The sequence below is a fragment of the Alcaligenes ammonioxydans genome (genome assembly GCF_019343455.1).
Taxonomy (GTDB): domain Bacteria; phylum Pseudomonadota; class Gammaproteobacteria; order Burkholderiales; family Burkholderiaceae_B; genus Alcaligenes; species Alcaligenes ammonioxydans.
The window spans coordinates 871,107-892,974 of the sequence record NZ_CP049362.1 but is presented as its reverse complement, the minus strand read 5'-3'; the positions used below and the strand labels follow the sequence as shown (position 1 = coordinate 892,974).

At 57.3% G+C, this 21,868-nt stretch carries 20 protein-coding genes and 1 tRNA gene; 15 read left to right on the top strand and 6 right to left on the bottom strand.

Going from position 1 to position 21,868, the window contains the following annotated elements:
- The first annotated feature begins 152 nt into the window (after positions 1 to 152).
- The 3 genes from xerD (at position 153) to FE795_RS04055 (ending at position 2,907) form a co-directional block, all read left to right on the top strand.
- Positions 153 to 1,049 carry a site-specific tyrosine recombinase XerD gene (gene xerD / locus FE795_RS04065; RefSeq protein WP_039943829.1) on the top strand — a complete coding sequence of 299 codons (897 nt, stop codon included), beginning with the start codon at positions 153 to 155 and terminating at the stop codon, positions 1,047 to 1,049.
- A gap of 15 nt (positions 1,050 to 1,064) precedes the next feature.
- Complete coding sequence (gene ybaK / locus FE795_RS04060; RefSeq protein ID WP_131071345.1) at positions 1,065 to 1,559, top strand: Cys-tRNA(Pro) deacylase; 495 nt, start codon at positions 1,065 to 1,067, stop codon at positions 1,557 to 1,559.
- A gap of 121 nt (positions 1,560 to 1,680) precedes the next feature.
- Positions 1,681 to 2,907: an MFS transporter gene (locus FE795_RS04055; RefSeq protein ID WP_003803419.1), complete on the top strand. Its 1,227-nt coding sequence runs from the start codon at positions 1,681 to 1,683 to the stop codon at positions 2,905 to 2,907.
- Positions 2,908 to 3,403: 496 nt separating this feature from the next.
- Here the strand turns inward: FE795_RS04055 and FE795_RS04050 are convergent, their stop codons facing one another.
- A complete protein-coding gene (locus FE795_RS04050) occupies positions 3,404 to 4,015 on the bottom strand; it encodes an NAD(P)-dependent oxidoreductase (protein WP_131071344.1) in 612 nt (203 codons plus the stop codon).
- Positions 4,016 to 4,166: 151 nt separating this feature from the next.
- Between FE795_RS04050 and FE795_RS04045 the strand changes: the two genes are divergently transcribed.
- Positions 4,167 to 4,556 carry a winged helix-turn-helix transcriptional regulator gene (locus FE795_RS04045; protein WP_131071343.1) on the top strand — a complete coding sequence of 130 codons (390 nt, stop codon included), beginning with the start codon at positions 4,167 to 4,169 and terminating at the stop codon, positions 4,554 to 4,556.
- 74 nt (positions 4,557 to 4,630) lie between these two features.
- On the opposite strand, the gene FE795_RS04040 is transcribed toward FE795_RS04045, so the two are convergent.
- Entirely contained in the window at positions 4,631 to 5,056 is a 426-nt protein-coding gene (locus FE795_RS04040) for a PACE efflux transporter (RefSeq protein ID WP_003803423.1), read from the bottom strand.
- Positions 5,057 to 5,381: 325 nt separating this feature from the next.
- Here FE795_RS04040 and FE795_RS04035 point away from each other — a divergent pair, with 325 nt between their 5' ends.
- Complete coding sequence (locus FE795_RS04035) at positions 5,382 to 5,993, top strand: ferritin-like domain-containing protein (protein ID WP_003803424.1); 612 nt, start codon at positions 5,382 to 5,384, stop codon at positions 5,991 to 5,993.
- 27 nt (positions 5,994 to 6,020) lie between these two features.
- Here the strand turns inward: FE795_RS04035 and FE795_RS04030 are convergent, their stop codons facing one another.
- Positions 6,021 to 6,500: a low affinity iron permease family protein gene (locus FE795_RS04030; RefSeq protein ID WP_003803425.1), complete on the bottom strand. Its 480-nt coding sequence runs from the start codon at positions 6,498 to 6,500 to the stop codon at positions 6,021 to 6,023.
- Positions 6,501 to 7,552: 1,052 nt separating this feature from the next.
- Positions 7,553 to 7,627, bottom strand: a tRNA-Arg gene (locus FE795_RS04025).
- A 550-nt stretch (positions 7,628 to 8,177) separates the two neighbouring features.
- On the opposite strand from FE795_RS04025, the gene dctP reads away from it, so the two are divergent.
- Genes dctP through FE795_RS03995 form a run of 6 tightly spaced genes read left to right on the top strand, consistent with a single transcriptional unit; the run spans position 8,178 to position 14,184 of the window.
- Positions 8,178 to 9,236: a TRAP transporter substrate-binding protein DctP gene (gene dctP / locus FE795_RS04020; protein WP_003803428.1), complete on the top strand. Its 1,059-nt coding sequence runs from the start codon at positions 8,178 to 8,180 to the stop codon at positions 9,234 to 9,236.
- A 26-nt stretch (positions 9,237 to 9,262) separates the two neighbouring features.
- Positions 9,263 to 9,784 (top strand): TRAP transporter small permease subunit, encoded by a 522-nt coding sequence (locus FE795_RS04015; protein WP_003803430.1) that lies wholly within the window; start codon positions 9,263 to 9,265, stop codon positions 9,782 to 9,784.
- Positions 9,781 to 11,100 (top strand): TRAP transporter large permease, encoded by a 1,320-nt coding sequence (locus FE795_RS04010; RefSeq protein ID WP_219235737.1) that lies wholly within the window; start codon positions 9,781 to 9,783, stop codon positions 11,098 to 11,100. Before FE795_RS04015 ends, FE795_RS04010 begins: the two co-directional genes overlap by 4 nt.
- A 25-nt stretch (positions 11,101 to 11,125) precedes the next feature.
- Positions 11,126 to 11,776, top strand: a complete 651-nt coding sequence (locus FE795_RS04005; protein WP_059318708.1) for a GntR family transcriptional regulator — start codon at positions 11,126 to 11,128, stop codon at positions 11,774 to 11,776.
- Between the two features lie 35 nt (positions 11,777 to 11,811).
- On the top strand, positions 11,812 to 12,699 hold the full coding sequence (locus FE795_RS04000) for a dihydrodipicolinate synthase family protein (RefSeq protein ID WP_003803436.1): 888 nt from the start codon (positions 11,812 to 11,814) through the stop codon (positions 12,697 to 12,699).
- Entirely contained in the window at positions 12,700 to 14,184 is a 1,485-nt protein-coding gene (locus tag FE795_RS03995) for an aldehyde dehydrogenase (RefSeq protein WP_131071339.1), read from the top strand.
- Positions 14,185 to 14,321: 137 nt separating this feature from the next.
- Here FE795_RS03995 and FE795_RS03990 read toward each other — a convergent pair whose 3' ends face one another.
- Entirely contained in the window at positions 14,322 to 15,323 is a 1,002-nt protein-coding gene (locus tag FE795_RS03990) for a LysR substrate-binding domain-containing protein (protein ID WP_219235735.1), read from the bottom strand.
- Positions 15,324 to 15,466: 143 nt separating this feature from the next.
- On the opposite strand from FE795_RS03990, the gene FE795_RS03985 reads away from it, so the two are divergent.
- The gene (locus FE795_RS03985) at positions 15,467 to 17,755 is read left to right on the top strand and encodes an NADP-dependent malic enzyme (protein ID WP_003803441.1); all 2,289 of its coding nucleotides are present in this window, start codon (positions 15,467 to 15,469) and stop codon (positions 17,753 to 17,755) included.
- 72 nt (positions 17,756 to 17,827) lie between these two features.
- Here the strand turns inward: FE795_RS03985 and FE795_RS03980 are convergent, their stop codons facing one another.
- Positions 17,828 to 18,766, bottom strand: coding sequence for a tripartite tricarboxylate transporter substrate binding protein BugE (locus tag FE795_RS03980; RefSeq protein ID WP_230406312.1), 939 nt, complete (start codon positions 18,764 to 18,766; stop codon positions 17,828 to 17,830).
- A 208-nt stretch (positions 18,767 to 18,974) separates the two neighbouring features.
- Here FE795_RS03980 and FE795_RS03975 point away from each other — a divergent pair, with 208 nt between their 5' ends.
- From FE795_RS03975 to FE795_RS03965, 3 genes are read left to right on the top strand one after another with little or no spacing between them, the layout of a single operon-like run.
- A complete protein-coding gene (locus tag FE795_RS03975) occupies positions 18,975 to 19,871 on the top strand; it encodes an AEC family transporter (RefSeq protein ID WP_003803443.1) in 897 nt (298 codons plus the stop codon).
- Positions 19,872 to 19,880: 9 nt separating this feature from the next.
- Positions 19,881 to 20,381, top strand: coding sequence for a bifunctional alanine racemase/tRNA (adenosine(37)-N6)-threonylcarbamoyltransferase complex ATPase subunit type 1 TsaE (locus tag FE795_RS03970; RefSeq protein ID WP_003803444.1), 501 nt, complete (start codon positions 19,881 to 19,883; stop codon positions 20,379 to 20,381).
- Positions 20,345 to 21,715 carry an N-acetylmuramoyl-L-alanine amidase gene (locus tag FE795_RS03965; RefSeq protein WP_003803445.1) on the top strand — a complete coding sequence of 457 codons (1,371 nt, stop codon included), beginning with the start codon at positions 20,345 to 20,347 and terminating at the stop codon, positions 21,713 to 21,715. Before FE795_RS03970 ends, FE795_RS03965 begins: the two co-directional genes overlap by 37 nt.
- The last annotated feature ends 153 nt before the right edge of the window (positions 21,716 to 21,868 follow it).

Sequence of the window (21,868 nt, the reverse complement as noted above, 5' to 3'; positions counted from 1 at the left end):
GTATAATCAGGAAATATATATAGGTATATAGCGCAAGTCAGCGCCCCTTGCCGAATGAAGTTCATCATCCGAGAGTGATAGCATGGCGGCTTTCCCCTGTGATCCGCGTTGCCCACGGCACGCTGACAGCCACGCTTGAGCACTTTTCTTTCATGACGCCAGCCAGTCTGATATCCGATTTCATCACCATGCTCTGGTTGCAAGACGGCCTAGCCGCCAACACGCAGCAGGCGTATCGGCAGGATCTGGAACGCCTGCAGGAATGGGCGCAGCGCGAACGCGACGGCAAAGCCCTGGAACAGCTGCAAGCCAGCGATTTGCGCGAATGGATGGCCAGTCAAGCCGATCAGAGCAAGGCCAGCACCGCCAACCGGCGGCTGGCCACCTTGCGTCGCTTTTACAACTGGACGGTACAGGAAGGCATGCGCCAGGACGACCCCTGCCTGGAACTGAGCAGTGCCCGTCAGGCGCCGCGCGTCCCGCATACCTTGTCTGAAGAACAGGTCGAGCGTCTGCTGGCCGCACCAGATATCCACCATCCCCTGGGCTTGCGCGACCGCTGCATGCTGGAGACCTTGTATGCCTGCGGTTTGCGTGTCACCGAACTGACTGAATTACCCTTGCAGAACCTGAGCCTGAGTGATGGCGTACTGCGTATTGACCAAGGCAAGGGAGGCAAAGACAGGCTGGTTCCCCTGGGGCAGGAAGCCATGCACTGGGTCGACCGGTATCTACGCGAAGCCCGACCCGCTTTACTGGGACAGCGGCGCAGCGACTTTGTGTTTATTACCGGTCGCGGCACCTGCATGAGCCGACAGTCTTTTTGGCTGATCGTCAAAAAATATGCACTCCAGGCCGGTATCCTGGCCCCCTTGTCCCCGCATGTTCTTCGCCATGCCTTTGCCACTCATCTGCTCAATCATGGGGCGGACTTGCGCGTGGTGCAGATGCTTCTGGGACATGCCGACATTTCCACCACCCAGATTTATACTCATGTGGCGCGTGAACGCTTGAAAGCACTGCACGCGGCCCATCACCCACGCGCCTGAGCGCCCAAGCACGATATGGCAAAAGAAAAACACGTCAGCGAAACACCGGCCACACAGTGGCTGCGTAAAAAAGGCATTTCCTTTAGCGAGCACAGCTACAACTATGTCGACCACGGCGGAGCCATGGAAGCGGCAGCCCAGTTGGGCCTGGACCTGCACCGGGTCGCCAAGACCCTGATCATGGAAGATGAAAACGCCAAACCCTTGATTATCGTCATGCACGGCGACCGCGAAGTCTCCACCAAAAACCTGGCTCGGCAAACCGGGGCAAAAAAAATTGCCCCCTGCAAACCCGAAGTCGCCCAGCGGCATTCCGGCTATCTGGTCGGCGGCACCTCACCCTTTGCTACCCGTAAAGCCATGCCCGTTTGGTTAGAAGAAGAATTGCTGGCGTTCGACACCATTTACATTAATGGCGGACGACGCGGTTATTTGCTGGGTATTCATCCCCAGGTACTGATCGACGTGCTGGGAGCGCGCCCGGTACAGGCCGGTCTGGAAAAAGGCTGAGCGCATCGGGCGGCAAGATGTAGCCACACTGTCCGCCCAGTCGCGTCACATCCGGCCAGGTGATTGCACCGGCCTGGCTTTTCGCCAGATAATTCAGGCCTGCATAATCAGAGGGGACCCCATGTTTCAATCTTTGCGCCAGCCTGCCGTCATGACGGTGACCCTGGCTGCTGCTGGCATCCTGATGGTCACTATGGGGATCCGTCAATCCTTTGGCCTGTTCGTTGGCCCCATCGATAAAGCAACCGGCATGGGCATCCTGTCCATCAGCTTTGCCATGGCCGTGGGGCAACTGGCCTGGGGCGCAATCCAGCCGATTGCCGGTGCGTGCTCTGACCGTTGGGGCCCCGATCGGGTACTGATCGCGGGCCTGCTGATTCTGGCTCTGGGTTGCGCGGTAAGCCCTTTTATTGGCACCGGCCTGGGCCTGACACTGACGCTGGGGCTGCTGGCCAATATCGGCTCGGGCGCCGCCAGCTTCTCGACGCTGATTGGTGCCGCCGCCCAGCGCATTCCCGATCATGCGCGTGGACAGGCGTCGGGTCTGATCAATGCAGGCGGCTCTTTCGGCCAGTTTGTCTTTGCACCTGTGGTTCAAAAACTGATCGGCTGGGTCGGCTGGATGTCCACGTTTTGGGTCCTGGCGCTAACGGCATTGCTGACCTTGCCACTGATTCGCAAACTCAGCGTGGGCAACAAGGCCCAGAAAGCAGTGGCCTTCACGCCGGCACCGCCTGCCAGCGGGCCAGGCCTGGCCCAGACCCTCAAAAATGCTATGAAAGACCGCAGCTACCTGCTGCTGAGCCTGGGGTTTTTCACCTGTGGCTTTCATATTGCCTTTCTGGTCACGCATCTGCCGGGCGAAATTGATCTGTGCGGCCTGCCCCCTTCGGTAGCCAGCTGGTCGCTGGCACTGATTGGTCTGGCAAACATTTTTGGCAGCATTGCCGCCGGTTCCTGCATTGCCCGCTGGCGCAGCAAATACGTATTGGCATTGATGTATGCGTCGCGGGCCGTACTGATTCTGTGGTACTTGATGATGCCCAAAACCGATCTGGTGTTCTATATTTTTGCGGTGGGCCTGGGCTTGACCTGGCTGGCTACCGTGCCGCCGACGGCCAATATTGTCGCCAAGCTATTTGGCACACGCTATCTGGCTACCTTGTTTGGTCTGGCCTTGTTCTCACACCAGATTGGCGGTTTTCTAGGGGCCTGGCTAGGCGGTATTGCCTTAACCCGATTCGGGGACTATAGCTGGATGTGGTGGGCCGATATTGCGTTGGCCACCTTGGCCGCCATCGTCAATCTGCCGATCCGCGAAGCCAAGATCAGGATGCAGACGGCTTAGGCGGCCGGACGTGAAACCCTGCCAAACAACAGCAAAAACGCTGGTCCGTAAAACAGTCCTTTTAACTACCCCTACAACAAAAAGACCCGTCAGTGATGGCGGGTCTTTTATTTCTGGTACCCATACGCCCTCTTTACACCGGCGCAGAGCATCAAGCCCACGCAACTGGGCTTGAAACAGGGTGTTGATAGTAATGGTGGCCTGCGGCACAGCCTGAATCACCACCCAATGCTCCATGATCTTGCCGTCTGGCGCTTGCGGATGGGGCTGGATATAGTTCTCGGCGCGACAAACACGGCTTCCTGAACCCGATACGGTACGGTTTAAAGACGCTATCGTAAAAATCGATCACTCACTTACGATGGCGTTCTTCCTGCCCCCATCACGAGTTTGCGAATTGACAGCCAACGCTGCATTTGTGCCCAACCAGAAAAAGCCCGCCCACAAAATTGGAGATACCCATCAGATCACATCCTCCCACTATCCCGCTCCTGGCTCAATAACCGACGGTAAAGCGCTGTCGCGAATGAGCCGGTCGCTCAATTTCGTCGACCAACGCGACGGCGTAATCCTCGTAAGAAATCCTGCTGCCTTGGTCGGACACCAAAAGACTGTCTGTACCAATACGGAACGTGCCCGTGCGCTGGCCGGGGCCAAACTCGGCGGAGGGCGACAAGAACGTCCAGTCCAACTCTTTTTCTTGACGCAGTTGATCCAGAAAGGCGATGCCACCCAGCGCCTCGGCTCGATAAGCATCCGGGAAGGCAGGTTGATCAATCAATCGCTGACCGGGGGCCACGTCCAGACTGGCTGCGCCACCCACCACCAGATAACGCGGCACACCGGCCGCCCGAACCGCCGTAATCAGCTTGGAAGGATCTGAGGACACAAAACGAACTGCGCTGACCGCAATATCGTGTCCTTTCAACAGTGCGATCAATCCATCCAGATCATTCACATCACCCTGAACAGCCCAGACATTGGGCAGGCTGACTATTTTTTCGGGATGGCGGGCAATCGCTGTCACCGTATGACCACGATCCGACAGCTCTTTTAACAGGCGTGAGCCGACTTCGCCAGAAGCCCCTATCAATGCAATACGAGACATAAACGCTCCTTGTGTGCTCAAATAAAGACCTGGTCTATAAAATAGACCATTAAGTGTGATGCTAGACAGTTTTTTGAGCGACCACAAGAAGTCACATCGGCCAGACCAGGTCACACGAAGGTGACTATTGAACCCAGGAAGATCCTCAGCCATGCCCTCATCGAGCACTGCTCCACCCGCTCCCCGTCCTTTGCAAGAAGAATTTGCGCAGCCCTGCCCCATTCGAGATGTGCTGGATCGCATTAGCGACCAGTGGAGCCTGCTGATTCTGGAAGCCCTGGCGCCAGGCACCCTGCGCTTTAATGAGCTAGGCCGGGAAATTGGTGATATATCGCGCCAAATGCTCTCACGGACTCTCAAACGCCTGGAAACAGACGGGTTTGTTCAGCGAACGCTCTATGCGGAAGTCCCGCCGCGCGTGGAGTACACACTCACTGACCTGGGGCAGTCCTTTCTGACGCCCATGAGAGAACTGGTGAAATGGGCCGATATCCATCACGCCCGCATCTGCCAGGCACGCCGGCAAGCTGAACTGGGCTGAACAGACCGGGAAGCCCAGCCCTGGCCGGATAAGAAAAAAGCCGCTTTACGCGGCTTTTTCATCGACCCCCAGGCTCAGGCGGCGCTGGCCGGCAAGCCAAACACACGGTCAAACGTCCAACTGAAGATGAAGGAGTAAATCAGGAAGAACACTAGAATGGCCACTTCCATACGCAGAGCCTCCAACAGGCCAACCTGATACCACCACATGTACAAAGGCACGATAAACACCACCAGGCCGGCCTCAAAACTAATGGCATGCACACTGCGGCGTAACAGGCTGCGGCCCTTGACGGTTTGTCGGGCCTCCCAGTGTTCAAACGCCGTGTTGAACACATAATTCCAGACTATCGCAATGACTGAGATCGCCACAGCGATAGGGGCGGACTCGGATGCCTTGCCCCCGGCAAAATACGCCAGCAAGAAGGATGAAAAAACAATAGCAAAAAACTCAAACAAACCCACGTAAAAAACGCGGCGTTTCCAACCTTGGAGTGTCATGACTACCCTGCTGCAGTGCATCAGCCTGGCACTGGAGAACACCCAGCCGGACGAGACGATGCGTTCAACAATGAGTCGCAGCCCGCTGCGGCAGCCCTTTGAGCCGGCACCGTCACTGCGATAAAGCGCACAATCCTACCACAAGCCGGCAAGGGCTTTAGCCAGTCATCGGCAATAAGCCTTTTCAACCTGAACACACGCCGTTTGTTACCTGGGGCTTACGTCATTCACAGCCCGTATCACTCCCCATCAAATCGCATAATCTGTTAGCGCCAGAGCCTTTAAGGTGAAGCTTCCTACCTTAACTTTTGGACTGGAGCGAACGATGACAAGCCATAAAGCCAACACCGAACAGCTGCATGAACTTCTGTATCAAGCCCTGGAAACCGAATTAGGCGGGGAACTAGTCTATAAGTCGGCCATCTCCTGCGCACAGAACCCGGACCTGAAAAAAGAATGGGAAGGCTATTTGGACGAAACCATGACACATCAACAAGTGTTAATGCGTATTTTCGAGCAGCTGAACCTGGACCCTGCTAAGCAAACTCCTGGCCGACAAGTCTTAAAGCATATCGCCACGGCGCTGGTCAAGGCCATGGAACTGGCCAAGCAAGCGGGCGACCCCAACGCTGCTGAGCTGGTGGCCTCTGAATGTGTCATTCTGGCCGAAACCAAAGATCACCTGAACTGGCAGTTGATTGGACTGGTTGGCGAACAAAGCAAGGACAAGACACTGGCCTCCTTGCTTAAACAGGCCCATGATGCAGTCGCGCCCGATGAAGGTCACCACCTCTACCATACGCAAGGCTGGTCACGCGAACTTTGGATTCAGTCCTTGGGCTTTCCCGCCGTGCTGCCCCCACCGGAAGAGCAAAAACAGGTCGAAACACCAATCGGAGCCTCACGGGCCGAGCAGCAACGCAGCAAAATGCTTTAATAAAAAGGGCCTTACGGCCCTTTTTCTTTATGCGTCCCCATCCAGACGGCGGCGTGCCTTCAAGGCAATCGCAGAATAGTAGGCCTCCAGCTTCTTGAGCTGTTTCTCATCCAGCTCTTCCACATCAATCAGACGCTCATTGGCATCCGTCAAGGAAATAATAAGTTCATCGAGCTTGATGTGTATGGCCTTGCTGTCCTTGTTTTGATTTTGCTGAATCAAGAACACCATTAAAAACGTAATAATGGTGGTGCCGGTATTGATAATTAGCTGCCAGGTTTCCGAATAATTAAAATAAGGGCCGGACAAGGCCCATACCAGCACAGCCAGCACCGCAACGGAAAACATGATAGGAGAGCCGGCAAAGCGTGTCACTGCCTTGGCGAAACGGTCGAAAAAACCGTCTATGGAATCAGGTTTGCAAGGTTTCACAAACGGTGGCGACTGATCCCGACAATCCGAGGAAAACATCTCGTCCTTGCCCAGAAAATCCTTGTCGTTTTTCATGGCTAATCCCTCCTAAATAAAGGCAGTGTAGTCCGGGCTTAGCCGCATATATTTCAAATAAAAACGAAACTGGGCAAAATTAAAACAGGTTTCAAACCATGACACGTTTTCCGCCCGATGGCTCGGTAAACCACACGTACGCTGCCCCTTTCGCCCTGACGGCCCCCAAAGCCAGCAACTGAGCACAAGGCGCGAAAGCTCACATGCCTTGCGGCTGCGCAGACTTGTTGCAGCGCGGCTCAGGCCTGCGGCAAGCGGGCAATGTCTGAGCATAAGCACACGTTTCCAAGGCTTGCTGGCCCCCTCGATTTACGGCTGTTTGCGAACGAAATATTTTTTTACAGGTGACACTACCCAAGACACATCAAGATTTGTAAGATGCGGTCTGACTAGCTTGCTTTCAGTTTGATAGTTTTTGTAGAAAGTAGCTTGCAGTCTTTTTTCAAACACCCTATTCATCGCCTTTATTTAAAAAGGAGCAAGAAGTGGGCAAAATCGACCATAAAGGCATGTGCATTTTGTGCCAAAACCTGCCTCTTTCCAAGGCGCACACCCCAAAACATACCTATATGAAACGCGTCACCCAGGCAGAAAACTGCGGGGCTCAAGGAATACAAAGTCTGTTTTGCTGCACCGTCTGCCAAACTTACTGGCTTTATCAGCAAGACAAATGGGAAAGTTGCCTGGGATTCAAACTTTGGAGCGGGGATTTAAATGACTACCTGTCTTCCACACGAAACTCGGTCAGCACATGGAGTGCAGCCAACGCGCACCGTCACTCGCTCAAGGAACTAGGCAAGCGACCTCTCCATTAGTGCGATGCGCTTTCGCCACCACTGCGATCTTCCGCCTTGTTGGCCGGACCCGCCGGGCGCGGGTCTGCCGCCAGCCTTGTTTTTCACGTGACAAGGCTGGCTCCCTGAAAAGAGGTGGACACACGCCAAGCCCTCGATTCTGCGCAGAATGTCAGGGATCACATCAGGAGGGAACGTCTGGGGTGTCAAAAAGAAGCGTGGCGGACGATACAGCCAGATCGGCTTCCTACCCAGCAATGGCGGGCCCAGCAGGAATCGAACCTGCAATCTTCCCTTAGGAGGGGAAAGTTATATCCATTTAACTATGGGCCCGGCGGGCGTTTCTGCCAGCCAGCAATGCAGAGTCGACACGTACACATAAGCACAAACGAGAGGGGAGGGTTAAGCCCCCGTTCTGCCCCATCGACTGCAAAATGACCGCAAACACACTTTCTGGTTAGGCCTTACCGCGTCTGACGGATTATCAACCACCCACGGCGCTTCATGCAGAAAAGCAGCCGCAAAGTGTATCAGCTAGACCGCAGCGACGAAAGACCCGAAACACGCAAACCCACGATCCAGTCCGTTCGCGGGCCATCGAAAAGCCCCCTCATCCGTATCCCTCCCCCGGCGCACCGCGTGCGTCGCGCCCTAGGCTCCTCGGTACACATCGACCTGCTATTTAACAAGTGGCGCAGGTCTCCCTCTCCAAGCCTCTCCGTCTGCCTGAGCCACCGGCTAGCCCTGCACAACGGTTTAGGACAAACCCCAATCTAAATATGTTGTTAATATATTTATAAAATATTAAGATGCTTTCCATGCTCTCGCCATGGCCTCAGGCCCCTGACAGAGCGGGACGATAAAAAAACCACTGGAGACAAACATGAAAACCAAACTTGGTGCATCCACGCTTGCCGGCTTATTTTTACTGGGCGGCATGAGCCTGGCACAGGCGGCCGAAATCAGCTGGCGCGTGCCCACTTCCGTACCTGAGGGTTCTCCGTTCTACCAGAACTTTCTGGAGCGCTTTGCAAAGAATGTGAAGTTGATGACGGGTGACCGCGTTGAGATCCAACCCTTTGGGGCCGGAGTCATCGTGCCCGCCCTCAAGGTATTTGAAGCGGTAGAGACGGGTGTGGTGGAAGCGGGTCACTCCACCTCCAGCTACCTGGTCAATCAGGACCCGGCCAATGCCATTTTTGCGGGCTATCCCGGTGGTATGGGGCCCGATGCGTACCGCGTCTGGCTGTATGAAGGCGGCGGCAAGGAAAAGTTGCAGGAGCTGCGCGCCAAAAGTGGGCTGAAAACCATGATTGTGGGTTTGGGGTCCACGGAAGTCATGGCCCACTCCAACACCCCCATCCGTACCGCAGAGGACCTGAAGGGTCTGAAGTACCGCACGTCTGGCGCCTGGGCGGATGTGATGAAAGACTATTTCGGCGCCGTTCCCACGGTTGTGCCCCCTGGCGACACCTACACGCTGTTGCAGCGCAAAGGGGTAGACGCGGTGGAATGGGCCACCCCCTCCTCGAACACGCCCGAAGGTTTTCATCAGGCGGCCAAGTATATCGTCGTGCCCGGTGTACACCAGCCCACCTTCATGTGGGAAGTCGTGCTCAAGCAAGACACCTGGGACAAAGTTCCCGCCGATCTGCAACAGCTTATCGAGGCTGCCGCAGAGCTGACCACCCACCAATCGCTGGACTACTTCTATAACGCCGACATCAAGGCCATGGAAAAGTATCGTCAGGGGCGCAACGAGGTCATTACGCTGGACCCTGCCTTCATCAAACAGTTGGCCGATGCCGGTAATGACTGGGTTCACAAGAAAGCCGACGCCCAGGCACAGTCGGGCAACGACTACATGAAAAACCTGCTCGCCGACTACGATGGGTTTCTGAACCGCTGGCGCAGCGAAAGCAACTACCTGATCCGCGACTAAGTCCTACTTTCTGAAGGAGAGCTGCCATGCTGCAGCCTATTTCAAAACTGATCGACTTGATCGCCCTTGCCAGCGCCAGGCTGGCAGAACTGGCCGCAGCCATTCTGGTTACGGCCATGGTGTGGGAAGTCTTTGCACGCTACGTTCTGCATGCCCCCACGGTCTGGGCGTTCGATGTGGCCTACATGATGAACGGTGCCATTTTCCTGTTGGGCACGGCCTGGGTCATGCGCCAGAACGAACACATCAGCATTGATGTGGTTCGCAAGCACTTGCCCAAGTCCTTTGCTCGCATTTCAGACCTGGTCCTGTATCTGCTGGTGCTGTTTCCTTTGTTTGCCGTGTTGAGCAAAGTCAGCATTCACAAAGCCTGGATGGCCTGGAAGCTGAATGAGGTCGAGATGGTCAGCCCCTGGGCTCCGCTCATGTGGCCGTTTTACGCCTGCATCGCCCTGGGCCTGATCGCCTTTACCCTGCAACTGCTGGCGCATGGCGTGCGCTGTGCCGCCAAGCAAGCGGGCCCTGAGCACACGGAGGTGACGCCATGAATTTATGGGTCGCCGCACTGATGTTCCCAGCCTTGTTTCTGCTGATTTTTCAGGGCATGCCGGTAGCATTTGCCTTGATTCTGCCCGCCTTTCTGGCAGGGTGGTACGCCTTTGGCCCCATGATTTTTGACCAGATGTATGGCGCCTTGTACGGAGCGGCCACCAACCATATCCTGTCGGCCATTCCCATGTTTGTGCTGATGGGCGCCTTGCTGGAGCGTTCAGGCATTGCTGCACGCCTGTTTCGCACCATGCAGCTTTGGCTGGGCGGACTGCCTGGCGGGCTGGCCATTGCCACCATCGCCATGGCGGCCACCTTTGCCGCTGCCGCAGGCGTGGTCGGGGCGGTGGAAATCATGGTCGGGCTGATGGCCATTCCAACCATGAAGCGCTTTCGCTACAACAACTCCCTGATTGCAGGCACGATCTGCGCTGGCGGATCGTTAGGCACCATGATTCCACCCTCGGTGGTGGCGGTGGTCTATGCCTCCCTGGCCCAGGTACCGGTAGGGGAATTGTTTGCGGCCATGCTTTTTCCCGGTCTGCTGATGACTGGCATGTTTGTGGCCTATATCCTCATTGCCACCACGCTCAAGCCGGAGCTGGGCCCACGAGCCGATGACGAGGACATGCGCCGGCCTATCGGAGAAAAAATCAGTATCACCATGCGTGGTCTGGTTCCCATGATGCTGCTGATCATCGCCGTATTGGGCTCCTTGATGAAAGGCATCGCCTCCCCCACCGAGGCAGCCGCCCTGGGCGCTGCGGCTGCGGCTGTTCTGTGCATGTTCTATCGTCAGTTCAACTGGACGGTCTTTAGCGGCGCCTTGCGCATTACCGTGCGCATTACCGCCATGATCATGTTGATTGTGGCCGGGGGCACCATGTTTACCGGGGCGTTTGCTGCCAATGGCGGCGCCAGACTGGTGCAAATGCTGACCAGCGATCTGGGACTGGGCAGTACCGGTACGATCATCCTGTTTCTGGCTATTGTGTTCCTGCTGGGTTTTGTGCTGGACTGGACCGCCAACGTGCTCATTTGCGTGCCCTTGTTCCTGCCCTTTATTGTGGCAAGTGGCCTGGACCCCTTATGGTTTGGCGTGATGGTCATCGTTGTGATTCAGACCAGTTACCTGACGCCTCCCTTGGCCTCGTCGATCTTCTATCTCTTGTCGATTGCCCCGAAAGACATGAGCTACGGGCAGGTTTGCCGGGGTGTTCTGCCCTTCATTCTTGCCCAACTGCTGACCCTGCTGATCGTCGCCCTGTTCCCGGCAATTGCCACTTGGCTGCCCCAGCAAGTATCCGGCTTCTAATGCCATTTTTTATATTGGAGTCCCTGTGAGTAGCGCCCCCGCCCCCTCTTCTCGTGCCGCTGAAGTCGCCTACCAAGCGATTGAGCAGTTAATTGCCACACTCAAACTGGAGCCTGGCCAGGCCATTGTGGAAAGTGATCTGGTGGAAATGACGGGCCTGGGGCGCACCCCCTTGCGCGAAGCCCTGATGCGCATGGTGGCCTTGGGGCTGATCGAGCAGCAACCACGCCGCGGGCTGCGCGTCAGCGAAATCCGCGTAGCAGAGCATTTAACCCTGATCGAAACGCGTCGGGTCCTGGAACGTCTGATTGTGCAAGGCGCAGCCCGCTGGGCCACCCCGGCCCAGCGCAGCACCTTGCTGGCTCACGCACAGACCATGGTAGACGCCGCCGACGCCAAAGACATCGACGCCTACATGCTGGCAGACCAGCATCTGGATGAGGTGATCCATCAGGCCTGCCGCAACACCTTCGCTGTACAAGCCGTCACCCCCATGATCGTTCAATGCCGACGATTCTGGTATGCCTACCAATATGAAGGCGATCTGGAAGCCGGAGCGCAGGCCCATCTGACCCTGGCTCAAGGCATTCAGGACGGCGATCCCGACAAGGCCTTGCAGGGCTCGGAGACACTGATGGCCTACCTCAGTGCCTTCACCCGCAAAGTCATTGAATAACGCTATAGACCAACACCTAATAATCTGGAGACATCATGAAGCTGAACGGAATTCTCGTTCCTATCGTTACCCCCTTTGACGCCAACAACCAGTTAAATGAAGACGCGCTGGTACGTCTGGTGAACTGTTTCATTGAAGCAGGCGTGGGAGGCATCGTGGCCTGCGGAACGACGGGAGAATACTACGCCTTGAGCGCACAAGAGCGCCGCCGCGTGCTGGAAATCGTGGCGCAGACCGGCCGGGGCCGCACCACCCTGATTGCCGGCGTGAACTCCCTGTCACCGGCCGAAGCCATCAGCCGCATCCGCGAGGCAGAAGAGCTGGGCTACGAGGCGCTGATGCTCTCTCCCACGCCCTACAGCCTGCCCGGACAAAATGAGGTCATCGCCTACTTCAAGGAAGTGGCCGCTGCAACCGACCTGCCGATCGTGATGTACAACTTTCCAGCCCGCATTGGCATCCAGATTGAGCTGGAGTCCGTCTACGAGCTGGCCCAGGTCAAGAACATTGTGGGTATCAAAGAGAGCAGCGGCAACTTCAGCCGGGTCGTGGCCATGGTGAACGCCAATCTTCCTGACTTTCAGGTGGTGTGCGGCTGCGACGATCAGGCAGCCGACTTCTTGTTCTGGGGCGTTCGCAGCTGGATCAGCGGCGGAGCCAACGTCTTTCCTGCGGAACAGGTACAAATGTTGAAAGCGGCCGAACGTGAAGACTGGGCCAGCGTGCGCCAGATGATGAGCGCCATGCTGCCCGCGATCGCGGCCATGGAATCCGGTAACTACAACCAGAAAGCCAAGCTGGGCTGCATCCGCCATGGCATTGATGTGGGCCAGGTTCGCTTGCCGCTGCTGCCCGTCGAGGCCGAGGAGCGCGATCAGTTTCTGGCACAACTCAACACCTTCCAACTGGCACAGGAGGCCTGAATGTCCACGCAGATAGAATCCGTCTTTGCACTGGCCCGCGCCGGCAAGCTGCATGCCTCGCACCTGATCCCCGCCCATCAGGCGGCCGGCCAGGCCCAGCTCGATAACATCAGCCCCATTGATCTAGCGGTCATTGGCAAAATCGCCTCGGGAGAGGCGGCTGACGTGCAGGCGGCGGTCAACGCGGCCCGGGCCAGCTTCGAGTCTGGCGAGTGGTCGGCACAATCTCCGGCTGAGCGCAAAAGAATCATGCTCAAGTGGGTTGCCTTGCTGGAGCAACATGCCCAGGAGCTGGCAGCGCTCGACTGTGTGGACGCCGGCAAACCCATCACAGAATGCCTGAATACCGATATGCCAGCCACCATCGACACCTTCCGCTGGTATGCAGAAACCGCCGACAAATGCTTTGGTCGCATTTCTCCAACCGGCTCCGAGGCACTGGGCCTGATTACCAAAGAGCCGATTGGTGTCGTGGCAGCCGTGCTGCCCTGGAACTTTCCCGCCCAGATGTACGCCTGGAAAGTGGCACCTGCCCTGATATGCGGTAACTCTGTAATTGTGAAGCCCTCCGAGCTGACCAGCCTGAGCGCCTATCGGATGACGCAACTGGCGCACCAGGCTGGCATTCCTGAAGGGGCGCTGATTCTGGTCACGGGCACGGGCGAACAGGTCGGTGAACCGCTCGGCCGCCACGAAGACGTGGACATCGTCTCTTTTACGGGCTCGACCGACGTGGGCCGACTGTTCCTGAAATACTCGGCGGAAAGCAATCTGAAAGAAGTCGTGCTCGAGTGCGGCGGCAAAAGCCCGCAAGTCGTTTTTGACGATGCTGTGCTGGACGAGGCCGTGCCTTCCATTTTGGCGGCAGCCTTCTGGAACATGAGCGAGAACTGCAGCTGCGGCTCACGCTTGATTGTTCACAGCAGCCTGAAAGACGCGCTGCTGCAAAAACTCAAGCAGGGCCTGGAATCCTGGAAAGTGGGTCTGCCTACAGACCCAGAGGTCGCGATTGGTCCGATGGTCGAGCAGGCACACTTTGAAAAAGTCGCCAGCTTTCTGAAGAACCCGGGCAAAAATGCCAAATTGGTTCATGGTGGGCGGATTCACAGCGAACTGGGCAGCGGTTGGTACATCGAACCCACTATTTTCGACGGAATCACGCCGCAAGACCGCCTGTTTCAGGAAGAAGTGTTCGGCCCGGTCCTTGCCGTGAGCACTTTTGACACAGAGGAAGAAGCCATTGCACTGGCCAATGACACCCAATATGGCCTGGCCGCCTCCATCTATACCCATGACGTACGTCGAGCCCAGCGCGTCTCTCGCAAGATCAAGGCTGGAACGGTCTCCATTAATGGGTTTTCCGAAGGCGATATCACGGCGCCCTTTGGAGGCTTCAAGCAGTCTGGCTTTGGCGGCAAGGACAAGGGGATGGAAGCCTTGGACCAGTACCAGCAAACCAAGGTGATCTGGTACGTCAACCAATAAGTGGGTTGGAGCCGGCAAGCGGCGCCACAGCTGATCGGCCTTTCAACGCCCCCGCCCCTTGGTACGCCAGTTTGACCAGGGGCTGCGGGGGCGGCGTCCTTTCCAGGGCCGCCCTCCGCTCCCCAACATCCACGGCTTCAGTAAAAGAAGGCCCCTCGCTCCAGCGGTACCGTCTTGTCGGTACACACACGCTTGAGTTCCTGAGCAAACAGTTTGTCCACCGCACGCTGGGGCCCCGCCATCCGTGTGAACAGGGCAATGGGTGCCAAGCCCCACTCGAAGGAATAGGGCACAATCGCCACCCCCGACACCCGCACCAGTTCCTCGGCAATTTCAGTAGGCACCACCGACACGGCACGCGCATGGTTTACGATCAGCTCACCGATCAACTTGGGCGAGGATGTTTCTACGCTGGGCACCGGCTCGGGCAGGCCAGCCCGCAAAAACAGGTTCGCTACCTGCTGTCGCATCGGGGTATGACGTGGTCCCAGAATCCAGTCCAGGTCCTGCAGTTGCGCCCAGTCCAGTTTGCGGCGACCCAGACGTCCCGCCAGCTCCCGGCTGGCAATCAGCCGCGGCTGCTGACTATATAGGGCCTCATGGCGCAGCCCTTTCATATTCAGATCGGGGGAACTGCGTGCAACCACCGCATCCAAGGCATGATCGCGCAGTTGCTCCAGCAAAGTTTCTGTCAGCCCCTCAGTAATGCTGACCGACACCACCTGCCCCTGCGGACGCGTCGCCCGCAAAGCAGTGGACACCAGCTTGCCGGACACCAGCGGAATCACGCCCAAACGCAAATGAGCCTGACGCCCCCGGCTGTGGGCCTGCAAATCCAGGCTCAACAATTCCATGTCCTGGACCAGCGCCCGGGCGCGTGAAATCACAATCTGCCCCTGTGCAGTGGCCTCCATACCCCGGGAGGAACGCAGAAACAGCGACGTACCAAACACCTGCTCGACCTCGGCCAGTGCCTGGGTCACTGCAGGCTGACTCATGGCCATCAAATCCGCCACTTTGGTCAGTGAACCCAGACGTTCAATCTCGATCAGCAAGGCCAGATGGCGCAACTTGAGCCGTTGCACCAAGCGATGCGCGATATCGTTTGTTTCCAAGCCTTTACCTTCCACTATAAGCATTTACTAATAGGGTAATAATAAGCCCTAATAGCCGCGCCAGATTAATTATCTACACTTGTTGAAAACCGGTACTGGCGTACGAGTGGCCAGACCTTCCCTGGATTTCACCAAACATCTGTTTGGCGCCTGAGCAAGAGGACACGATGAGTTCACCTGTAGATCGACAAGCCGCCCTGGACTACCACGAGTTTCCCATTCCCGGCAAAGTGACTATTGCCGCGACCAAACCCCTGGTCAGCCAACGTGATCTGGGCCTGGCCTATTCCCCTGGTGTGGCTGCCGCCTGCGAAGAAATTGTGGCTGACCCGCAAAATGCCTTCCGTTATACCGGCCGTGGCAATCTGGTCGGCGTCATCTCCAACGGTACCGCCGTGCTGGGTCTGGGAAATATTGGCGCCCTGGCCTCCAAGCCCGTGATGGAAGGCAAGGCCGTGCTGTTCAAGAAGTTTGCAGGCCTGGACGTGTTTGATATTGAGATCAATGAAACCGATCCGGACAAACTGGTTGACATCATCGCGGGTCTGGAGCCGACCTTCGGCGGCATCAACCTGGAAGACATCAAGGCACCCGAATGCTTTGAGGTCGAGCGCAAACTGCGCGAGCGCATGAACATCCCCGTCTTTCACGACGATCAGCACGGCACCGCCATTTGTGTGACAGCCGCCTTTCTGAATGGCCTGAAAGTCGTCGGCAAAGACATCAAGAAGATCAAAGTCGTCACATCGGGTGCCGGTGCGGCCGCGCTGGCCTGCCTGGATCTGATGGTGGATATGGGGCTGCCGGAAGAGAACGTCTGGGTGACTGACATTGATGGCGTGGTCTACAAAGGCCGCCCCGGTCATCAAGTGCCCGAACTGGCCCGTTTTGCCAAGGAAACCGAAGCCCGCAAGCTGGCTGATGTGATTGTAGATGCCGATGTGTTCCTGGGCCTGTCCGCCGGTGGCGTACTCAAAGCCGAAATGGTGCAGAAAATGGCAGACCGTCCTTTTGTGATGGCGCTGGCCAATCCCACACCTGAAATCCTGCCGGAAGTGGCCAAGGCCGCTCGTGACGACATTATCATGGCAACGGGTCGCTCCGACTTCCCCAACCAAGTCAATAACGTACTGTGCTTTCCTTACATCTTCCGCGGTGCGCTGGATGTGGGGGCCACCACCATTACCCGCGGCATGGAAAAAGCTGCAGCGCGGGCTATTGCCGCGCTGGCGGAAGAAGAGCAGGACGAAGCCGTGGCGGCCGCCTATGGCGGTTATGGCCTGAGCTTTGGCCCCGACTACCTGATTCCCAAGCCCTTTGACCCCCGTCTGATCGTGCGTATCGCCCCTGCCGTGGCCCAGGCTGCCATGGAAGAAGGGGTTGCGACACGCCCCATCGCAGACCTGGAAGGCTACATTGCCAAGCTGCAGCAATTTGTCTATCACTCGGGCGCCTTCATGAAGCCCGTGTTCGCCATTGCCAAGCAGTTGGTACGTGAAGGCGGCAAAGCCCGCATCGTCTTTACCGAGGGCGAGGAAGAGCGTGTGCTGCGTGCGGTGCAGGTGATCGTGGACGAAAAACTGGCTCATCCGATTCTGGTGGGCCGCCCCGCTGTCCTGCTGTCCCGCATCAAAAAATTCGGCCTGCGCCTGCGCCTGGGTGTGGACGTTGAAGTGACCAATCCAGAGTCTGACGACCGTTTCCACCAGTACTGGACGACCTACTGGGAAAAAATGTGCCGTCGCGGCATCAGCAAAGAGATGGCACGGGTGGAAATGCGCCGCCGCCTGACGCTGATCGGCGCCACCATGGTGCACCTGGGTGATGCCGATGGCATGATCTGCGGCACGATCGGCTCTTATCACAACCACTTGCGCTACATCGACGAGATGATCGGACGCAAGCCCGGTTCCAGCGTTTATGCCGCGATGAACATCCTGTTGCTGGGCGAGCGCACGGTGGCCTTGACCGACACCCATGTCAATGACGACCCCAATGCGCAGGAAATAGCGGAATACACAATTGAAGCAGCCCGCATGCTCAGCACCTTGAGCCTGGAGCCCAAAGTGGCCCTGCTGTCGCGCTCGAACTTCGGTTCGGACTCGGCCGCGTCGGGCCCCAAAATGCGCGAAGCCCTGAAGTTGATTCAGGAACAGGCCCCTGACCTGCAGGTTGATGGCGAGATGCATGCCGACTGCGCGCTGGACGAGGCCCTGCGTAGCCGCACCCTGCCCAACTCCCCACTGAAAGGCTCGGCCAACTTGCTGGTCTGCCCGAACGTGGACGCCGGCAATATCAGCTACAACCTGCTCAAAACGGCTGCCGGCAGCAACGTGGCCATCGGGCCCTTCCTGATGGGCGCCAATGCCCCAGTGCATATCCTGACTTACAGCTCAACGGTACGTCGCATCATCAATATGACCGCACTGACTGTGCTGCAGGCCAATCGCGGCTAAAGCCTCTAGGCAGAAACAAAAAACCGGCCTGAAAAAGCCGGTTTTTTGTATTGATGGAACGACAAAAAGCGCTTATTCCAGCTTGATATTGCCTTTCTTGACAACATCATGTGCCCAGTCGTATTGCTCCTGAATTTCCTTGGCGAACTCTTCAGGCGAATTACCCGATGGCGTTGCACCCTGCTTTTCCAAGGCCGCAATGATTTCAGGCTTCTTCAACGCCTCAACAGCCGCTTGATGCAGCTTGGCGACGATCTCCGGCGGGGTGCCCTTGGGGGCCAGCAGACCATACCAGGCAGGGCTGTTCAGCTGCGGATAGCCTTCTTCGGCCAGGGTTGGCACATCTTTCAAGGCGGGCAGACGCTCGGGCCAGGCAATGGCCAAAGCACGCAGATTGCCTGCCTGAATCTGGGCCATGGACGAGGGCAGATTATCGAACATCGCATTGATCTGGCCACCCACCGCATCGGTTACCGCCGGACCTGCGCCACGATAGGGGACGTGCACAATATCGGTGCCGGTTGCCAGCTTGAAGGCCTCACCAAACAAATGCAGTACCGAGCAGGTGCCCGAGCTGCCGTAGGAGTACTTGCCAGGATTGTCTTTCAACTGCTGCACGAACTCTTTGAAGTTCTGTGCCGGAAACTTGGGATTGACTTCGATCACGTTGGGCAGGTTTGCAAAATTGCTGACCGGCACAAAATCTTTCAAGGGATCGTAGGGCAAATCATTGGGGCGGCAGGCAGGGTTCACCGCCAGGGTCGAGATAGTGGCAATGGACAAGGTATAGCCGTCCGGTTTGGCACGCGCTGCCTCGGCCGCACCGATAGCACCACCGGCGCCGCCCTTGTTTTCAACCACCATGGACTGGCCCAATACTTCGCTCATGCCTTTGGTCACAATGCGCGTCACAATGTCGGTGGAACCGCCGGGAGCAAACGGCACAATGACGCGAATCGGCTGACTGGGGTAATCGGCCTGAGCGTGCGCCACTGTTGCCGTGCCGATCATGGACAAACTTGCACAAAGGGATAGCAGCGCAAATTTCTTGGGAAACTTCTCTATCATGGGAACATCTCCTCTTTCATCTTTTTGTCGATCCTTCCCCTGGGTAAGGGGACCTAACTAATCATAGCGCAGCTCGGTCCCCTCAATACTTAATTATCGTTGCAGATACCCACCGGGGATATACCTATATCTGCTGGCATTTACCGTCATCATGGTCACAATATTCCCGCTGATCCTGCCCGACTTTTTATTGATCGCCTTGGGGGCGCTGCTGCTGCATCGCTTTCATTTCAGTCGGGAATTCTTTCTCGGTGCGGAAAAACTGGTCTATTACGTCCTGTTTCCTGCCTTGCTGTTTGATTCCATTACCCGCATCCCCCTGAACCTGAGCGATACCTGGCCCCTGTTGCTGGCAGCCGCGACCCTGATTGCCGTAGGCACGGCACTGGCCTGGCTGGCACTGCCGGTTCTCAAACCGGATCCCCTGCAACACGCCGCGCTGACCCAGTGCGCTTTTCGTTTTAATACCTATTTGGGCATGTCCCTGGCCAGCGCAATTGCCGGCCCGCCAGGGGTGGCTGTCATGGCCTTGCTGGTCGGTTTTTCTGTTCCGATGGCCAATATGGTGGCAGTCACGGTGCTGGCTCGCGGTCAACAAGGACGCATCGCCATTGAGCTGCTTAAAAACCCGCTTATTTTGTCCACCCTGGCAGCCCTGGCCTGGAACCTGGCCGGCCTGTCCGTGCCCGCGCCTGTGCAGCTCGCATTGGGCCGGCTGGGAGCGTGCGCCCTGGGTATCGGTTTGCTGTGCGTGGGTGCGACCTTGTCGCTGCAGGGTTCACGTCAGGCCAGTGCCCTGATCGGCTGGATCAGCACCGTCAAACTGCTTGCCTTGCCGGCCGCCGCACTGCTGATTGCCTGGGCCCTGGACATGAGCGCCCTGGAGCGTCAAATGCTACTGGTGTTTGCCGCCCTGCCCACCGCTTCCTCGGCTCATGTGCTGGCTGCCCGCATGGGCGCCGACAGCCGCCTGGTCGCGCTGAGCATGTCGATCGGCACTATACTAGCGGGCTTGACCATTCCACTGTGGTTATCCCTTGCTCCCTGATCTGTGCCTATGAATCCGCACTCCTTGACTGTATCCCTGCCTGACGAGGACGCCACGACCGCCCTGGCCCAGGGCCTTGCGCCGCTGCTCAGCGGTCAGGTAGCCGGTGTGCCGCCAGGCGGCCGAATCCATCTACATGGCGACCTGGGCGCCGGTAAAACCCACTTTGTGCGCGCCTTGTTGCGTGCCTGCGGCGTTACCGGCCGTATCAAAAGTCCCAGCTATGCTTTGCTTGAAAGTTATAAAGTTTCTAGCTTATACTTCTATCATCTTGATTTTTATAGATTTAGCGATCCACGAGAATGGGTCGATGCAGGTTTTCGCGATATTTTGCAAGACAATGCTGTTGTGCTGATCGAATGGCCCGAAAAAGCAGGGGATTTATTGCCCGAGCCCGATCTGGATTTACACCTGGATTATTGTGGTGACGGTCGTTTGGCCACCCTGGATGCACACAGCGCCAAAGGAACGCTATGGATTACGACACTCGCCCCCAGCCTGCAGAAGTAGCCCCAGCCGGCAAGGCCCGTCGCCGATTCGTCGCCACGGCCACGACCCTGTTCCTGCTTCCTGTCATCCCGCGACTGGCCAATGCCAGCACCATTGTGGCGGTCCGCACCTGGCCGGCCGACGAATACACTCGCGTTACCCTGGAAATGGATAGCGAGCTCAAGGCCGAGCACTTCACACTGGAAAATCCCCACCGCATGGTGGTCGATATCCAGGGCTTGACCATGAACCGCACCATTGAAGAGCTGGTGTCCAAGGTCCGCCCCAATGATCCCTACATCCGCTCAGTGCGCGTGGGCCAGAACCGCCCCGACGTGGTGCGTCTGGTGCTGGATCTGAAACAAGCCGTCGCTCCGCAGATTTTCACGCTCAAGCCCGTTGGCGAATACAAGTACCGTCTGGTTCTGGACTTATATCCGCGCGTCGCGCAAGACCCCCTGCTGGCCCTGCAAATCCAGGACGACAACGATCCGCTGGCCTCCGTCCTGGAAAGCCTGGCACAAAACTCGCCCGACGCACCCGTGCCAACGGTACAGGGGCAAACACTGCCTCCGGTGGCCCGCCCGACGCCGCCACCGGTCAGCACGCCTCCCCGCTCTCCCGCTCCCGCGGCCACGCCCGGCACGCCCAATCGCCCCTTGCTGATTGCGCTGGACCCTGGCCATGGCGGCGAGGACCCAGGTGCGATCGGCCCCGGTGGAACACGGGAAAAAGATGTCGTGCTGAACATCGCTCGACGGCTGAAACGCTTGATCGATGCCCAGCCAAATATGCGCACGTACCTGACCCGCGACTCGGATTTCTTCGTGCCGCTGCAGGTGCGAGTACAGAAAGCGCGGCGGGTCAAGGCAGACCTGTTCATCAGTATTCATGCTGACGCCTGGATCAAACCCAGTGCCCGTGGCTCGTCCATTTACGCCCTGTCCCAGAACGGCGCGACCAGTTCGGCCGCCCGCTGGCTGGCCAAGAAAGAAAACGATGCCGACTTGATCGGTGGACTGAATCTGGGCTCCCACAACCGTCAGGTCGCCCAGATTCTGCTGGACTTGTCCACGGCAGCCCAGATTAACGACTCCGTCAAAGTGGGTTCACGATTGCTAAGTGAGATCGGCAAGATCAATCGTCTGCATAAACGCAATGTTGAGCGGGCGGGTTTTGCGGTGCTCAAGGCACCGGACATCCCATCCATCCTGATCGAGACTGCGTTTATCAGTAATCCTGAAGAAGAACGCCTGTTACGAAGCGCTTCCCATCAGGACAAAATTGCCCAGGCCATTCTGACCGGCATCCGGGGGTATTTTGCCGAATTCCCCGCACTGGCCAGCCGGAGCTAAACCCGACAGCCCCTGCCCAAAAAAGCGCACCAGTTTTCTGCTGCGCTTTTTTTGATCTTTGGCAATGGCTGCCGGCTTAACGCCGTTTCACCGCCCCCCTTACCCGCTACACTATCCTTATTCCTGTTTACAGCGCTTTTACGTGAGCACACC

Bases quoted from the DNA above. Each gene is read 5' to 3' on its own strand.
- FE795_RS04000 (WP_003803436.1), top strand. From the start codon at position 11,812: ATGAAGCTGAACGGAATTCTCGTTCCTATCGTTACCCCCTTTGACGCC.
- FE795_RS04050 (WP_131071344.1), bottom strand. From the start codon at position 4,015: ATGTCTCGTATTGCATTGATAGGGGCTTCTGGCGAAGTCGGCTCACGC.
- FE795_RS04035 (WP_003803424.1), top strand. From the start codon at position 5,382: ATGACAAGCCATAAAGCCAACACCGAACAGCTGCATGAACTTCTGTAT.
- FE795_RS04010 (WP_219235737.1), top strand. From the start codon at position 9,781: ATGAATTTATGGGTCGCCGCACTGATGTTCCCAGCCTTGTTTCTGCTG.
- dctP (WP_003803428.1), top strand. From the start codon at position 8,178: ATGAAAACCAAACTTGGTGCATCCACGCTTGCCGGCTTATTTTTACTG.
- FE795_RS03970 (WP_003803444.1), top strand. From the start codon at position 19,881: ATGAATCCGCACTCCTTGACTGTATCCCTGCCTGACGAGGACGCCACG.
- FE795_RS03965 (WP_003803445.1), top strand. From the start codon at position 20,345: ATGGATTACGACACTCGCCCCCAGCCTGCAGAAGTAGCCCCAGCCGGC.
- FE795_RS04055 (WP_003803419.1), top strand. From the start codon at position 1,681: ATGTTTCAATCTTTGCGCCAGCCTGCCGTCATGACGGTGACCCTGGCT.
- ybaK (WP_131071345.1), top strand. From the start codon at position 1,065: ATGGCAAAAGAAAAACACGTCAGCGAAACACCGGCCACACAGTGGCTG.
- FE795_RS04015 (WP_003803430.1), top strand. From the start codon at position 9,263: ATGCTGCAGCCTATTTCAAAACTGATCGACTTGATCGCCCTTGCCAGC.
- FE795_RS03990 (WP_219235735.1), bottom strand. From the start codon at position 15,323: ATGCTTATAGTGGAAGGTAAAGGCTTGGAAACAAACGATATCGCGCAT.
- FE795_RS04045 (WP_131071343.1), top strand. From the start codon at position 4,167: ATGCCCTCATCGAGCACTGCTCCACCCGCTCCCCGTCCTTTGCAAGAA.
- FE795_RS03975 (WP_003803443.1), top strand. From the start codon at position 18,975: ATGGTCACAATATTCCCGCTGATCCTGCCCGACTTTTTATTGATCGCC.
- xerD (WP_039943829.1), top strand. From the start codon at position 153: ATGACGCCAGCCAGTCTGATATCCGATTTCATCACCATGCTCTGGTTG.
- FE795_RS04040 (WP_003803423.1), bottom strand. From the start codon at position 5,056: ATGACACTCCAAGGTTGGAAACGCCGCGTTTTTTACGTGGGTTTGTTT.
- FE795_RS04030 (WP_003803425.1), bottom strand. From the start codon at position 6,500: ATGAAAAACGACAAGGATTTTCTGGGCAAGGACGAGATGTTTTCCTCG.
- FE795_RS03995 (WP_131071339.1), top strand. From the start codon at position 12,700: ATGTCCACGCAGATAGAATCCGTCTTTGCACTGGCCCGCGCCGGCAAG.
- FE795_RS03980 (WP_230406312.1), bottom strand. From the start codon at position 18,766: ATGATCGGCACGGCAACAGTGGCGCACGCTCAGGCCGATTACCCCAGT.
- FE795_RS03985 (WP_003803441.1), top strand. From the start codon at position 15,467: ATGAGTTCACCTGTAGATCGACAAGCCGCCCTGGACTACCACGAGTTT.